The organism is Shinella sp. GW821-FHT11G07 (genome assembly GCF_058808115.1).
Window position 1 is genome coordinate 1 of sequence record NZ_JBXARJ010000013.1, and the last position, 14,330, is coordinate 14,330.

9 protein-coding genes are annotated in these 14,330 nt (G+C 60.7%); 6 read left to right on the forward strand and 3 right to left on the reverse strand.

What is annotated here, in order from left to right; genetic code table 11:
• Positions 1-98 precede the first annotated feature (98 nt).
• Genes AC1RT2_RS23040 through AC1RT2_RS23050 form a run of 3 tightly spaced genes read right to left on the reverse strand, consistent with a single transcriptional unit; the run spans position 99 to position 4,781 of the window.
• Positions 99-2,141 (reverse strand): tetratricopeptide repeat protein, encoded by a 2,043-nt coding sequence (locus AC1RT2_RS23040; RefSeq protein WP_493105690.1) that lies wholly within the window; start codon positions 2,139-2,141, stop codon positions 99-101.
• A 1-nt stretch (position 2,142) separates the two neighbouring features.
• Positions 2,143-3,282, reverse strand: a complete 1,140-nt coding sequence (locus tag AC1RT2_RS23045; protein ID WP_493105692.1) for a polysaccharide pyruvyl transferase family protein — start codon at positions 3,280-3,282, stop codon at positions 2,143-2,145.
• Positions 3,279-4,781, reverse strand: a complete 1,503-nt coding sequence (locus AC1RT2_RS23050; RefSeq protein ID WP_493105694.1) for a hypothetical protein — start codon at positions 4,779-4,781, stop codon at positions 3,279-3,281. The genes AC1RT2_RS23045 and AC1RT2_RS23050 overlap by 4 nt, the downstream gene beginning before the upstream one ends.
• A 238-nt stretch (positions 4,782-5,019) precedes the next feature.
• Here AC1RT2_RS23050 and AC1RT2_RS23055 point away from each other — a divergent pair, with 238 nt between their 5' ends.
• The 6 genes from AC1RT2_RS23055 to AC1RT2_RS23080 all read left to right on the forward strand — a co-directional run bounded on the left by AC1RT2_RS23055 (position 5,020) and on the right by AC1RT2_RS23080 (position 14,329).
• On the forward strand, positions 5,020-6,204 hold the full coding sequence (locus AC1RT2_RS23055) for a DUF6716 putative glycosyltransferase (protein ID WP_493105696.1): 1,185 nt from the start codon (positions 5,020-5,022) through the stop codon (positions 6,202-6,204).
• 82 nt (positions 6,205-6,286) lie between these two features.
• Complete coding sequence (locus tag AC1RT2_RS23060; RefSeq protein ID WP_493105698.1) at positions 6,287-7,438, forward strand: fumarylacetoacetate hydrolase family protein; 1,152 nt, start codon at positions 6,287-6,289, stop codon at positions 7,436-7,438.
• An 18-nt stretch (positions 7,439-7,456) separates the two neighbouring features.
• Positions 7,457-7,909, forward strand: a complete 453-nt coding sequence (locus tag AC1RT2_RS23065) for an Lrp/AsnC family transcriptional regulator (protein WP_444800933.1) — start codon at positions 7,457-7,459, stop codon at positions 7,907-7,909.
• A 163-nt stretch (positions 7,910-8,072) separates the two neighbouring features.
• Entirely contained in the window at positions 8,073-11,534 is a 3,462-nt protein-coding gene (locus AC1RT2_RS23070) for an indolepyruvate ferredoxin oxidoreductase family protein (RefSeq protein WP_493105700.1), read from the forward strand.
• A 39-nt stretch (positions 11,535-11,573) separates the two neighbouring features.
• Complete coding sequence (locus tag AC1RT2_RS23075) at positions 11,574-12,722, forward strand: isovaleryl-CoA dehydrogenase (protein ID WP_171902450.1); 1,149 nt, start codon at positions 11,574-11,576, stop codon at positions 12,720-12,722.
• Positions 12,722-14,329: a carboxyl transferase domain-containing protein gene (locus tag AC1RT2_RS23080; protein WP_493105702.1), complete on the forward strand. Its 1,608-nt coding sequence runs from the start codon at positions 12,722-12,724 to the stop codon at positions 14,327-14,329. Before AC1RT2_RS23075 ends, AC1RT2_RS23080 begins: the two co-directional genes overlap by 1 nt.
• Position 14,330: the final 1 nt, after the last annotated feature.

Here is a 14,330-nt window from a genome sequence, read left to right on the forward strand (position 1 = left end):
TCTTCATCAAAATCTCCTCATGCATATTGCCGAGAAAATTCTACTTTTGAACCCGATTAGTGCGCGGGAGGATTACCGCCCCAAGATCGCAGCGCGCTTCAGTAAGGCGCCTTGCCGAGCGTGCGAATGTAATCTTTGTTCGCCGCTTCGAGCCTTTCAAGAAAGCGTTCCGTATCGTCAAGCAAATGATAGAGGTCGAACGTATAGTCGGAGCGGTCCTGCAAGCCGGAAAAATAGGCGTAGTCCTGCGGAGGCAGCGGACGCACAACCCCCTCGAATACCTCAATTTCCTGGCCTTCGAGGAGTTTATGCCAGAACGGCGCGATAATGGAATGCGTGCGCACCGGCAGGGGCACGAGGCGAACGTTTGCGTGGCCTTGCATGCGCAGCGCCAAAGCGGTCTCGCCCCCTCTGCTGTACTCTGGATAGAGTAGTATCAGAGAAATATTGTTGGCTTTCGCCAACTGGGTACTGTCGCCATAGCGTGCGAGTGCCGAGGCGTATTTTTCGGAATTCTCCCATACCCCCAAGAGGGAACCGGGCAGATACTTGTTGAGTTGGTGCTCGTCGTAAAACCGCCTGTCGAGGGTGGTGTACGCGGAGAACGCAAAGACGTTGAATTTTACCTTCGGAAAGCGTCTGGCGAGTTCATCCGCGAAAATGAACGCGCCGGTGCAGGATTTGCTCGTGCCGATGATGTTGACGACGGACAGACTGTGCCTGCGGATATGCTGACTGAGATATTCCGTATTTTCCTTGACGTGATCGAGATACCAATCCCCCTTCATTTGTATGTTGTTTCGCTGGAATCCACGAAACATATACTTGGAAAATCCGAGAAGGATGGTCACTTGGCGCGCGCCATCGATCCGGTTGAAGAGGATTTTCGGCTGGGTCTCGAATTTGGCCGCCTCGGCATTCCTGCGCATGCGCTGGGCGATTTTCTTGCGTAATTGGTCGATTCGCTTTTGCGATGCATCCGCGTCCGGCCGCAGGCGCAGATGCTCCTCAAAGCTCGCCAGAGCGTCCTGCAATAGACCTTGGTCCTGGTAGATCAAACCCAACTGAAAATGCGAGGCAATATGACCGCCGCCGAGGGAGAGCGCATGGAGATGCGTGGCCTTGGCCAAATCGAGCTTCCCCTGCAGGCGCTGTGCGGTGCCGAGTTGCGCGTAGCGGGCGGCACTGGGCGATGGGGAATGTGTGATGGCGGCGGCAAAACAATCCTCCGCCTGCGCATAAGCCTTACGATTGAGAAAGGTCAGGCCCCGATGGTACCAGGCGGCGTAATTGTTTTCGCAGGCAACAATGGCTTCTTCAAAGCAGGTTTCCGCTTCCGCCATCTTACCCATTCGATAATAGGCCGAGCCGAGCGCGTAGTGAACTGCTGACAGCTTATAGGTGCTCGCCACCGGAGCCAGCGCGGCAACGACCGCGTCGTCATCCTTGTGGATATAGTAATTTTCAACCGCAGAGTTGATTCTCGACTTGTCCAGGACAGGCAAATCATAGGGCTCCCATTCAAAGGAGGACAAGCCTGAAATGTATTCGTAGAAGCAATCGAGGCGTCCCTCATTCTTCATATGGGCAAGCACATCATGCATGCAGCCCTTCAGCGGCCTATGGGAAACTCCCTCAATGTCCATGGCAGGAAGCGCCTGGTAGAGATCCACGATATCTTCGGTCCCGTACCAGATCTCCACATCGGTCCGGGCATGACGCGCGGCGACGATTTTGTAGAGGTCCGCGTGCTTTACCGGCATTTTCGGGGCGTAGGGCAGTTGGGGGTGCAAGTGGAATTGCGGCGCGAAAGCCACGATTTTCCCCACACCCAGCCGGCATCCGAACGCCAGGGCTGCGTAGCCCCCCAGGAAGCCACCAGCCACGACGATGTTTTCCGGCGCGAAGCGGCTTGTATAGTGTTGCAGGACCTCTGCCAGTTGATCCGCATTCTTTGACAGGCCGGCGATCGGACCATTGTACGAGGTGCGCTTAGGGTCTCGCAGGATCAGCTTGTTGATTTTGCTACGCGCGAACAAGCCGAAATCTGCCTTCTGCGAGCCTATGTCTCCAAAATAGACCAGAAGGCGGTCACTTTCGGGATTGGCTTCGAAGTGCAGAACATCCGGTTTGGCCTGCATATTAGCGCAAGCGCTCGAGCATATCCGCCTTGTTGACCTGCGTAATGGCCCACAAGCGTTCCTTTTGTTCTTGAATGTGGGCGCGCAGCCGGTCTTCGTGGGCGATGAAATAGTTCAATCGGTCGATCATGCTGGCAACGGTTTGCTGTCCCTGTGCGTTCGACCACGGCACTGCCGCGCTGAAGGCCGCGTGCTGGAAGTACTCGATCCCCATCGGCCGGCGGATTTCGTTCGGCGACAGGAAAACGGTAGGGGTATTGAAGGCCATGAAGGGCAGGAAGGAGTGCAGGCGTGCTCCGAACGCAAATCGATAGCCGTTGAAGCGGGCCGGCAGGCTTTGATAATCCATCCACACGTCTTGGAACTTCTTGTTGTGTTCGGACGAGGCGCCGAAACCTTCCGTGGCAACGATCTTCATGACTTTTTTGTCATGCGTGGTACCGTCGCACAACTCCAGGACATAGGGGTTGATGTCCATCGGGTGGTTGTCGAGGAAATAAACCTTGAGGCCCTGGGCGTTGGCATATTCCTTGAAGCGCTTGAGCGGATGGTTGGCGACGTTCTCTTTCGTCAGCACCGCGTTCAGCGGAAAGTTTATGGCGATGCGATCGCTGGTTTCCGGCTTGATGTTGAAGAGACGGTCGAGGAAGACCGACGGGCAGGGCTGGAAGACGAACTTGTCGCTGTCCTCGCTGGCGCAGAACGACGAAAGGCGCAGAATGTCGCGCGTGCCGCGCAGATAGAGACGCGTGGCAAGATGGGCAAGCTTCGCGATGTTCTGTTCGCTGACACTTGAGAACGGCTTTGCATTCTTGTGCGCGTCGAAGGGCGTGTTCGTACCCGTGCCGAAGCAGAAGATCTTCTTGCCGGCTTTCTGCCACGCGTCCAGGGTCTTCGCATTCAAGTGCCGGATAACCAACTCGTCGGGAGCGGTATCGGCGCGGTAGGCGCCGGACAGGAGGCCGCCGGGGCCGATTACGACGTTGCCGGTCGGGCAACCCAGCTTGTCCGCGCGGATGTGGCGGTACTGCGTGTCCAGGCTATCCTTAAACAGGGCATTGAAGGTCTGATGAATGAGAACGTCACCGGCATTGGAGCACGGCCCGTATACCAGCAAGTCGACTGCAGTTTTTTTTGTCATAGTTTCACCAATGAGCGCAGCACCGCTGCTGTATCTGTTACGCAAATTGCTTCGCTGCCCGTGGAAGGACGGCGCTCTAAAGTAGCCAAGATCGCGACACATTCTGCGCTTGAATAGACGCTGTGCACGAGACCTTCTTCGATCATCTCTTCGTAGTTTTCAACACCGGTAATATCCCACACGATACTGGGGACGCCAAAGTAGTCCGCCTCCAGCACGACGGTCGATCCAGCTGTCATATGGACGTCAACGAGTGGGAGGAGGTGGCTGAGCACGACATTGTCGACTTCCGGTGAGATAACCACGTTGTCGCGCGCAAGCGCGCCGCGTGCCTTTGGCGAACGTCCTTTCGGGTGCTTTCGCAGCAGCCATAAATAGTTCGAAGGGCTTTGGGCGATCGTCGCGGACAGTATTTCCGGCACGGTATTCTGATGCTGGAGCGTCACAAGGATCACCTTCTTGTAGGCTGCGAGCTTGGCTTTGAACGCGTCACTAAGGGGCGCGCCGAGATCCTTCTGTCTGTCCATCCAGGGAAAACCGCCGATGATCGGCTGATGTTTTGCGCCGGGTATTGTTGTCGAAAGATGGTCGAAGTCACGTTTTCCCCATACGCAAAAATAGTCGGGGAGCATTTTGTACCCTTCCGCCGGCATTTCATCCCACCACTTGTAGAGTGGACCCCAGCCCGTCTGCGTGCCGTGCTGCAGATCCACGCTCTTGATGCCAAGATCGGCAGCGGCTTGGCTCAGGGCAAGGTGAAACTCAAAACCCATGAAGAAAACGCATTTCGGGCGCATCCGCGTGAGGATCTGGTGGTAGATCTCGTACTGGTGGAAATGCCAGTCCATTATGTCGCTGACATCGTCGTCGCGAAACTGGATTGCCGGGAAGCTGGCTTGCAGTATTTCCACAAAATTTGGCGGCACGTCGAGCAACTGTACGTGCCCGACGCTGCGCAATTGGGGCGGCAGGATGTAGATGGGGGGGTGGACGCGATTCGTGTCCAGTAGACCGCGGCTCTTGAGAAGCTCGATCTTCTGTGCAGTGCCGACGGTGCGCGCCGCTTCGAAAACGGGGTCGGTAATGCGGTTGTAGATGCCTTCCGGTCCCGAAAACTGCTCGACGCCCCGTTGGTTGACGAAAAACAGGAAGTCGAGCGGGCTATTGGTCGCCAGTTCATCGATGGAGATGGCGCCGCACAACTCGCGATATTCCTTTTCCCATTCGGGCGGCAGCATGGGCTTCTGCGGATTGATCTTATTGTCCCGGCCTTCATAGACCGCCCGCAGGGTGCGCCAGAGCGCGAACCGGAAAACCGGCCAGATTTTTTCGCCGCGATACAGGATTTGATTTACGGGAAACAGGCGGGGGAAGGCAAGCAACTGCGCACGCAACGCTACGATATCAGCGGGAGTGCCCCCTCCCATTCCTATCGCCTTGCGCAAACGCCGAAAGTGCTTCTTAATCACTGATGGAATAAGAAATCCCATTTTCTTCAATGGATTAGCGCCTTTTCGTCGCCATTTGTCGATTTCTCTTTTAGGCAAGGCGTTCGATCAAGGCAAGCGCAGATTGATAACGGCGTGCTGAGCCGCACGATGTCTTCGTTTGCAGTCTTTTGTTGCAAGGCCGGCTCAAGGCGGTTGTATGCGTGTGTTGGGGGATTGACTTCAGAGAGCGAAATGCGATCAGTCACCAGAATCCGCCGTCTGACGGCGCAAACGCCTACCTTTGAAAATGTCCAGAAAACCGAAAATCCTATTCGTTATCTCTTATGACGCCTATGCGGACATCGCCGCCAGGCTCGCTCCCGTATTTTTATCAAAAGGGGCCAGCGTCCAATATCTTTTCCTGGAAAGGGATTCGGGGCGAGACATTGTTGTCAACGGCACGCTCACAAAAGCGCTGCGCAAGACCGGAGGGTTCTCCTACGCGTCTGACGGAAATCTTGCGGCCTCCGTGAGGGCCGCTGCTTGTGATGTGGTGTTTTTCTGCTGTTCCGGACGCCGAATCTGGAATGTGACGCGGGAATTCGAACATTCAGACGGCGATCGGCCGCTCTTCGTCAGCTGTTTTGCCGGCGTTACACTTTATCGGCAGGATGTCGGGTTTTCCCATCGGGTTGCCAGCGACATTGTCTTGTTCAATTCGAAGAACAACGTGAGGGACTACAAGAAGTTTTGCAAAAAGCACGGGGCGAGCGACGAAAACGCTTTCCTTCTCGGGTTTCCATCTTTGATGGGCGTTCAGCCACGTGCAGAGGTAAGTCCTTCGCTGCGCACGGTTCTCTTCATCGACCAGAACGTTGTGCCCTACAGCAAGGGGGACAGGACGGCCCTGTCCCGATTTTTGGTTGACTATGCACTCGCCTGGCCAGACAGGGAACTCATCGTGCAGTGCCGGGATCACAGTGGGCACAATTCTGCGCATCCCCCGAAATACCAGCTGCCGAAACTTCTTCTGTCATCGAGCCTCGGGGGAATTCTGCCCAAGAACCTGGTGGTGAAATACGACGCGCCGCAGGAAGCTTTGGGTAGATGTGATCTGTGCCTGGGCTTTGCGAGCACGCTTCTGATAAATGCCGTCAGCCGAGGGATCCCGACAGCGATCATTGCTGATTTCGGTTGGAAGGCCTCCTTTGGCAATCTCCTGTTTCAGGGCAGCGGCTTGGAGGCGACATTTGACGGCATACGCAACGATATCCTGCCGGCCGGCCCGGATCCGGAGTGGTTGGACGCGAATATAAGCAAGCCCGAAGCCGCGCTTGACGATCTGTTCGAAATTTTCGTCAACGCCGCTGACTATAAGCGCAGGCCGATCTTGAATGCATGCTTTGCCGAAAAATACTGGAGCGGCTACAACATAAAGAGGCGTGTCCGGTTTTTCCTGAGAAAGGTACGAAACTTGTTTGTGGGTGGGTGAAGACGCTCCGCTGCCCGGCAGAGGGTGCCTAACGACCACGAAGGCATATCGATAGGACGAAAGCCGGCAAGGAGGACACGCGGTGACGGCAGGCACTTTTTCGCAAGGAACGTTTGTCGGGCGCGTCTGGCGGCCGGATGTACAGGGGCCGGCGGTCGTGGTTTTGCGTGACGGCAAGCTCTGCGACATCACCTCAAAGATCATACCCACCATGCGCGATCTTCTGGAGAACGATGACCCCGCGGCGGTCGCGCGCTCTGCGTCTTGCGACCCCCTGGATACTCTGGATGCCGCGCTCGAAGCTTCCGTCGAAGGCGCGGGCGACTTTTCGCGGCTTCATCTTCTGGCGCCCTGCGATCTCCAGGCCGTGAAGGCCTGTGGCGTCACCTTTGCGCGGTCGATGATCGAGCGGGTGATCGAGGAGAAGGCGGCGGGCAATCCGGCTGTAGCGGAGAAAGTGCGCGGTCGTGTCACCGCCATCATCGGCGACAGCCTGCGCGACCTCAAGGCGGGTTCGGAAGCGGCAGCCAAGGTCAAGGCGGCGCTGATCGAGGAAGGCGTCTGGTCGCAATATCTCGAAGTCGGCATCGGGCCGGATGCCGAGGTTTTCACCAAGGCGCCGGTGCTCGCCTCGGTCGGCTGGGGCGCTTCGGTCGGCCTGCATCCGATTTCGAAGTGGAACAACCCGGAGCCGGAAATCGTGCTCGCCGTCGACAGCAAGGGCCGCGTCAAGGGCGCGACACTCGGCAATGATGTTAACCTGCGGGATGTCGAGGGCCGCTCGGCACTGTTGCTCGGCAAGGCGAAGGACAACAACGCCTCCGCCGCCATCGGTCCGTTCATCCGCCTGTTCGACGAGACCTATTCGATCGATGACGTGCGCAAGGCCGATCTCGACCTCTCGATCGAAGGGGAGGACGGCTTCGTGCTGAAGGGCCGCAGCACGATGCGCGAAATCAGCCGCGACCCGCTCGATCTCGTTTCCCAGACGATCGGAAAACACCATCAATATCCCGACGGCTTCATGCTGTTCATGGGCACGCTCTTTGCGCCTGTCGAGGACCGTGACGCGCCGGGGCAGGGCTTTACCCACAAGACCGGCGACCGGGTCACCATCTCGAATATCGAGCTGGGGGCGCTGGTCAACACGGTACGTCTCTCCACCGAATGCCCGCCCTGGACCTTCGGCATCGCCGCGCTGATGCGCAATCTCGCCTCCCGCGGGTTTCTCTAGGTCATGGGCGAGAGCGGTATGGACGAGACGAGCCGCAAGATCCTGCGGCTTTTGCAGAGCGAACCGGAGCTGACGGTGGCCCAGATCGGCGAGCGCGTGGGCCTCAGCCATACGCCGTGCTGGCGGCGCATCAAGGAGATGGAGCGGCTCGGCATCATCCGTGGCCGGATCGTCGCGGTCGACCCGAAGCTCGTCGGCTTCGAGGTCTCCGTCTTCTGCTTCGTGCGGCTGAAACAGCATGACGAAGTGACGCTGCTCGAGTTCGAGAAGGCGGTGAAGAACATGCCCGAAGTCGTGCAGTGCTACTCAATGACCGGCGAGCACGACTATGTGCTGCGCGTGCTGACCAGCAGCGTGCGCCAGTACGAGGAGATTTTGAAGAAGGCCCTGCTGCGCTTGCCGGGCGTCGGTTTCGTCAATTCGAGCTTCGCGCTCGATGAGCTGAAGAACACCCACCGCGTGCCGATCTGAGGCGCAGTAGGATGGCTTTGCGTCCACAGGCCCGCTTTGCGGATGCCATCCCTAAATCGTGATGCTGCAAGGGGAAAATAAGGACCCACTCCTCCCAATCCCGGCGTAGGCTCCTAGATATGGAGGATGGCTTTCGTGGAGGAGGGCCATCGAGGAGGAAGTCATGCTGAAGCAGAGCTTTTCTCTCGAGGACAAGTATACGGCGGAGGAGGGAAGGGTCTTCCTTTCCGGCATCCAGGCACTCGTGCGCCTGCCCATCGTTCAGATGCGGCGCGACCGTGCCGCGGGGCTGAACACTGCTGCATTCATCTCGGGTTATCGTGGGTCGCCGCTCGGCAATTACGACCAGCAGCTGGCGAAAGCCGGCAAACATCTGGCGGCGCGCGACATCGTGTTCCGGCCGGGGGTGAACGAGGATCTGGCGGCCGCCGCCGTCTGGGGCACGCAGCAGCTTCATCTGTCGCCCGGCGCCCGCAAAGACGGCGTTGCCGGCTATTGGTACGGCAAGGGGCCGGGTGTCGATCGCTGTGGCGACGTCTTCAAACACGCCAATGCCGCCGGTACCTCGAAACAGGGCGGCGTGCTGTGTTTTGCGGGCGACGATCACTCGGCAAAGTCGTCGTCCATCCCGCACCAGTCCGACCATGCCTTCATGTCGGCGCTGATGCCGGTGCTCTATCCGTCATCCATCCACGAGTTCGTCGAATATGGGCTGCTTGGCACCGCCATGTCGCGCTATTCCGGCTGCTGGGTCGGCATGAAGTTCATCTCCGACACGGTCGAGACCACGGCCTCGGTCGATCTTGCGGGCGAGCGCCGGCAGTTCGTCTTGCCCGAAGATTTCGAGTTACCGCCGGGCGGCCTCAGCCTGCGTTGGCCGGATCCGCCGCTGCCACAGGACGAACGGCTGCAGACCTACAAGGGCTATGCAGCCATCGCCTTTGCCCGCGCCAACAAGGTGGATGAGGTGACGCATGATGTGCCACGCGCCCGCTTCGGCATCATCGCATCCGGCAAGGCCTATGAGGATGTGCTCCAGGCGCTGAAGGAGCTTTCGCTTGGCCCGGCCGAGATGGCCGAGATCGGCATGCGTATCTACAAGGTCCGAATGCCCTGGCCGCTGGAACCGGAAGGCGTGCGCGAATTTTCGCAAGGGCTGGAAGAGGTGCTCGTGGTGGAGGAGCGCCGCGAGATCATCGAAAACCAGATCAAGCAGCAACTGTTCAACTGGCATCACGGCGAACGGCCACGTATCATCGGCAAATTCGACCATGAGGACCACCCGTTCCTGCCCCTGTCGCAGGCGCTGACGGTCGGCGTGGTCGCCCGTGCCATCGCCGCCCGCTTGCTGCACCTGGAGTTCGATGCCGGCCTGAAGACGGTGATCGCTGACGAACTCGCCTACCTGCTGGAGCGCGAAAAGATCCGCAAGGCGCATGCCGCGCCCATCGAGCGCGTGCCCTATTTCTGCTCGGGCTGTCCGCACAACACCTCCACCAAGGTGCCGGAGGGAAGCCGTGCGGCGGCCGGCATCGGCTGCCACTACATGGTGCAGTGGATGGATCGCGAGACGACGACCTTCACGCATATGGGCGCCGAAGGCGTGCCGTGGTCGGGCATCGCGCCGTTTACCGATGAAAAGCACATGTTCGTCAATCTCGGCGACGGCACCTATTACCATTCCGGCATCCTGGCGATCCGCCAGTCGGTCGCAGCCGGTGTCAACATCACCTACAAGCTGCTCTACAACGACGCGGTTGCCATGACCGGCGGGCAGACCGTCGACGGGCCGATCAGCCCCGAGGCGGTGACGCGCCAGCTGCATGACGAGGGTGTCGGGCCGATCTACCTCGTTTCCGACCATCCCGAAGTCTATTCGCCGTCCATGCTGGCACCGGGTGTCATCATTCGCCACCGTGACGAGATGGACCGGGTGATGCGCGACATAAGGGACGTGACCGGCTGCTCGGCCATCGTCTATGTGCAGACCTGTGCGGCAGAAAAGCGCCGCCGCCGTTCGCGCGGCCTTATGGAAGACCCGCCGTTCCGCCTGATGGTCAATCCGGCGGTCTGCGAAGGCTGCGGCGACTGTTCCACCCAGTCGAACTGCGTCTCCGTCGAACCGCTCGATACGGAATTTGGCCGCAAACGCAAGATCAACCAGTCGACCTGCAACAATGACTATTCCTGCCTCAAGGGTTTCTGTCCGTCCTTCGTGACGGTGGAAGGCGGGCGGCTGCGCAAGACGGCCCGCTCGAACCCGGATATGACAGGCATTCTCGAGCCGGAGATCGTCCGGATCGGCGACCGCTCCTACAACATCGCCATCGCCGGCATCGGCGGCACGGGTATCCTCACGATCAGCGCCATCCTCGGCATGGCCGCCCATCTCGACGGCAAGTCGCCGATGATCCTCGACATGGCAGGTCTCGCCCAGAAGGGGGGCGCCGTGATGAGCCACCTGCGCATCGGCCTCAAGGATCAGGACGTTTCGTCGCCGCGCATCATCACCGGCGGTGCGGACCTGCTGATCGCAGCCGACGACGTGGTGGCCTCCTCCAAGGATGCCGTGACGCTCTGCGACCACCACCGCACGACGGGCGTGATCAACACCAGGCTGACGCCGGTCGCCGATTTCGTGCGCAAGCGGGACTTCGACTTCCGCCGACGCGAGGTCGAGGACACGGTGCGCGCCGCATTGCGGGCGACGTCGCACCTGCTCGATTTCACCACGGTCGCCGAAAAGGTTGCCGGCAATGCCATGGCGACGAACATCCTGATGACCGGTTTCGCCTGGCAGAAGGGACTGATCCCGCTCACCCGCCAGGCGATCGAACAGGCGATCGTGCTGAACGGGGTGGCGGTCGACGCCACGCTCTCCGCCTTCGGCTGGGGCCGGCTGATAGCCGCCGATCCCGCCCGCGCCGAGCGCCTGCTGGAGCCGGGCAAGCGGACCGCGACATTGGAGACCATGGCAACGGAAGAGCTGATCGCGCACCGCATGACGCACCTGGCGGCCTACCAGAACGCGGCCCTCGCCAGCCGCTACCAGGCGCTCGTGGATCGCGTACGGGAAGCCGAAAAGGCGGTTGTCCCGGATGACCGGCTGACGCGAGCGGTTGCGCATGTCTATGCCCAGCTTCTCGCCTACAAGGACGAGTATGAGGTGGCACGGCTCTTCACCGATCCGGCCTTCAAGGCGGGGCTTTCCGAGCAGTTCGAGGGCAACTACCGCATCGCCTTCAACCTCGCGCCGCCGTTCCTGCAGGGGGAAGATGCGAACGGCTGGCCGCGCAAGCGCCGCTTCGGACGCTGGATGCTGCCGGCCTTCGGTGTGCTCGCAAGCCTCAAGGGCCTGCGCGGCACGGCCTTCGACCCGTTCGGCCGCACCACGGAGCGCCGCATGGAGCGCCAGCTCATCACCGACTATGCGGCGCTGGTCGAGCATGTGCTGAAAAACCTCTGTCGTGAAAACCTCGACGCGGCCGTTGCGCTTGCCTCGCTTTACGGCGAGATTCGCGGATACGGGCCGGTGAAGGAGGATGCCGCGAAGCGGGTGAAGGCGCGCGAAGCGGAAATGCGTGTGGCCTTCGACAGGGCGGAACGACAGAAGACGGCCGCCTGAGGCGGCGACAAGGGGAGGATGGATATGTACGACGCCGGCATGAGTTTTGGGCTCGGGGAAGACATCGAGGCGCTGCGCGAAAGCGTACGGCGGTTCGCGACGGACCGTATCGCGCCGCAGGCAGCCGAGATCGACCGCACGAACAACTTTCCCATGCCGCTCTGGCGGGAGATGGGCGACCTCGGCCTGCTCGGCATTACCGCGCCGGAATCCTATGGCGGCTCGGGCATGGGCTATCTTGCGCACTGCGTGGCGATGGAGGAGATCAGCCGCGCCTCCGCCTCGGTGGGCCTGAGCTACGGCGCCCATTCCAATCTCTGCGTCAACCAGATTATCCGCAATGCGACATCCGAGCAGCGCCAGAAATACCTGCCGAAGCTGATCTCTGGCGACCATGTCGGCGCGCTCGCCATGTCCGAGCCGGGTGCCGGCTCCGACGTCGTCTCGATGAAGCTGCGTGCCGAAAAACGCGGTGACCGCTATGTGCTGAACGGCAACAAGATGTGGATCACCAACGGGCCGGATGCGGATGTGCTGGTCGTCTATGCCAAGACCGATCCCGAGGCGGGCTCGCGCGGTATCACCGCCTTTCTGATCGAAAAGGGTTTTGCCGGCTTCTCGACCGCCCAGAAACTCGACAAGCTCGGCATGCGCGGCTCCAACACCTGCGAACTGGTTTTCGTCGACTGCGAGGTGCCGGAGGAGAACGTGATGGGCACGGTCGGCCGCGGCGTCAATGTGCTGATGTCCGGCCTCGATTATGAGCGTGTCGTGCTCTCCGGCGGCCCGCTCGGCATCATGGCGGCCTGCCTCGACGTGGTCGTACCCTATATCCACGAGCGAAAGCAGTTCGGCCAGTCGATCGGCGAGTTCCAGCTGATGCAGGGCAAGGTCGCCGACATGTATGTCGCGCTCAACGCCTGCCGCGCCTATGTCTACGCCGTCGCCAGCGCCTGCGACCGCGGCGAGACGACCCGCAAGGACGCCGCCGGCTGCATCCTCTACTCCGCCGAGATGGCGACGAAACTGGCGCTCGAGGCCATCCAGTCGCTGGGCGGCAACGGCTATATCAACGACTACCCGACCGGACGCCTGCTGCGCGACGCCAAGCTCTACGAGATCGGCGCCGGCACGTCCGAAATCCGCCGCATGCTGATCGGCCGTGAAATCTTTCAGGAGACGCTGTAATGCCGGTCATCCCCTCGGCCGTGAACACCCGCAGCGAGACGTTCGAGACGAACCGCAAGGTCATGCTCGATGCGCTGAGGCTTGTGGAAGAGGCAGCAGGCGCGGCCATGGATGGCGGCGGCGCGAAAGCGCGGGAGCGCCATGTCGCGCGCGGAAAGCTGTTGCCGCGCGACCGCGTGGCGCAATTGCTCGATCCGGGTTCCCCGTTCCTCGAAATCGGCCTCACCGCCGGCCACGGCCTCTATGATGGTGCCTCGCCCTCCGGCGGCATGATCGCCGGCATCGGCCGCGTCTCCGGCCGCGAATGCATGATCGTCTGCAACGACGCGACGGTGAAAGGCGGCACCTACTATCCGATCACCGTGAAGAAACACCTGCGCGCGCAGGAAATTGCCGCTGAAAACCGGCTGCCCTGCATCTACCTCGTCGATTCCGGCGGCGCCAACCTGCCGAACCAGGACGAGGTTTTTCCCGATCGCGACCATTTCGGCCGCATCTTCTACAACCAGGCGCAGATGTCCGCGGCCGGCATTCCGCAGGTCGCCGTCGTGATGGGCAGTTGCACGGCGGGCGGCGCCTATGTTCCGGCGATGAGCGACGAGACTGTCATCGTCGAGAACCAGGGCACGATCTTCCTCGCCGGCCCGCCGCTGGTGAAGGCCGCGACGGGCGAGGTGGTGACGGCCGAGGATCTGGGTGGTGGCGACGTGCACACCCGCCTTTCCGGCGTCGCCGACCATTTAGCGCGCGATGATCGGCACGCCTTGTCGATTGCCCGGCAGATCGCCGCGAACCTCAATACACGTAAGCCGGAAGTTACGAAGTCCGGCAATGGCGATGCACCGCTCTACGACCCGGAAGAGCTGCTCGGCATCGTTCCGGCCGATACACGCACGCCCTATGATGTGCGCGAAGTGATTGCCCGCGTGGTCGATGGCTCGCGCTTCGACGAGTTCAAGGCCCGGTTCGGCACCACGCTGGTTTGCGGCTTCGCCGCCCTGCACGGCCTTTCCGTCGGCATCATCGCCAACAATGGCGTGCTGTTTTCCGAAGCCGCGCTGAAGGGCGCGCATTTCATCGAGCTCTGCGCCCAGCGCGGTATTCCGCTGGTCTTCCTGCAAAACATCACCGGTTTCATGGTCGGCCGCAAATATGAGGCGGAAGGCATCGCCAAGAACGGCGCCAAGCTCGTCACGGCGGTCGCGACGGCAAATGTGCCGAAGCTCACCGTGCTGATCGGCGGATCCTACGGTGCCGGCAATTACGGCATGTGCGGCCGGGCCTATTCGCCGCGTTTCCTCTGGACCTGGCCGAACAGCCGCATCGCCGTGATGGGCGGTGAGCAGGCGGCCGGCGTGCTGGCGACCGTCAAGCGCGAGGGCATCGAGCGCACCGGCGGCAGCTGGAGCACCGAGGAGGAAGCCGCCTTCAAGCAGCCGACCATCGACATGTTCGCTCGCCAGAGCCACCCGCTCTATGCCTCGGCCCGGCTCTGGGACGACGGTATCGTCGATCCGCGCAAGACACGCGATGTGCTGGCGCTCTCGCTCTCGGCGGCGCTCAACGCGCCGATCGAGCCCACCCGTTTCGGCATTTTCCGAATGTAGA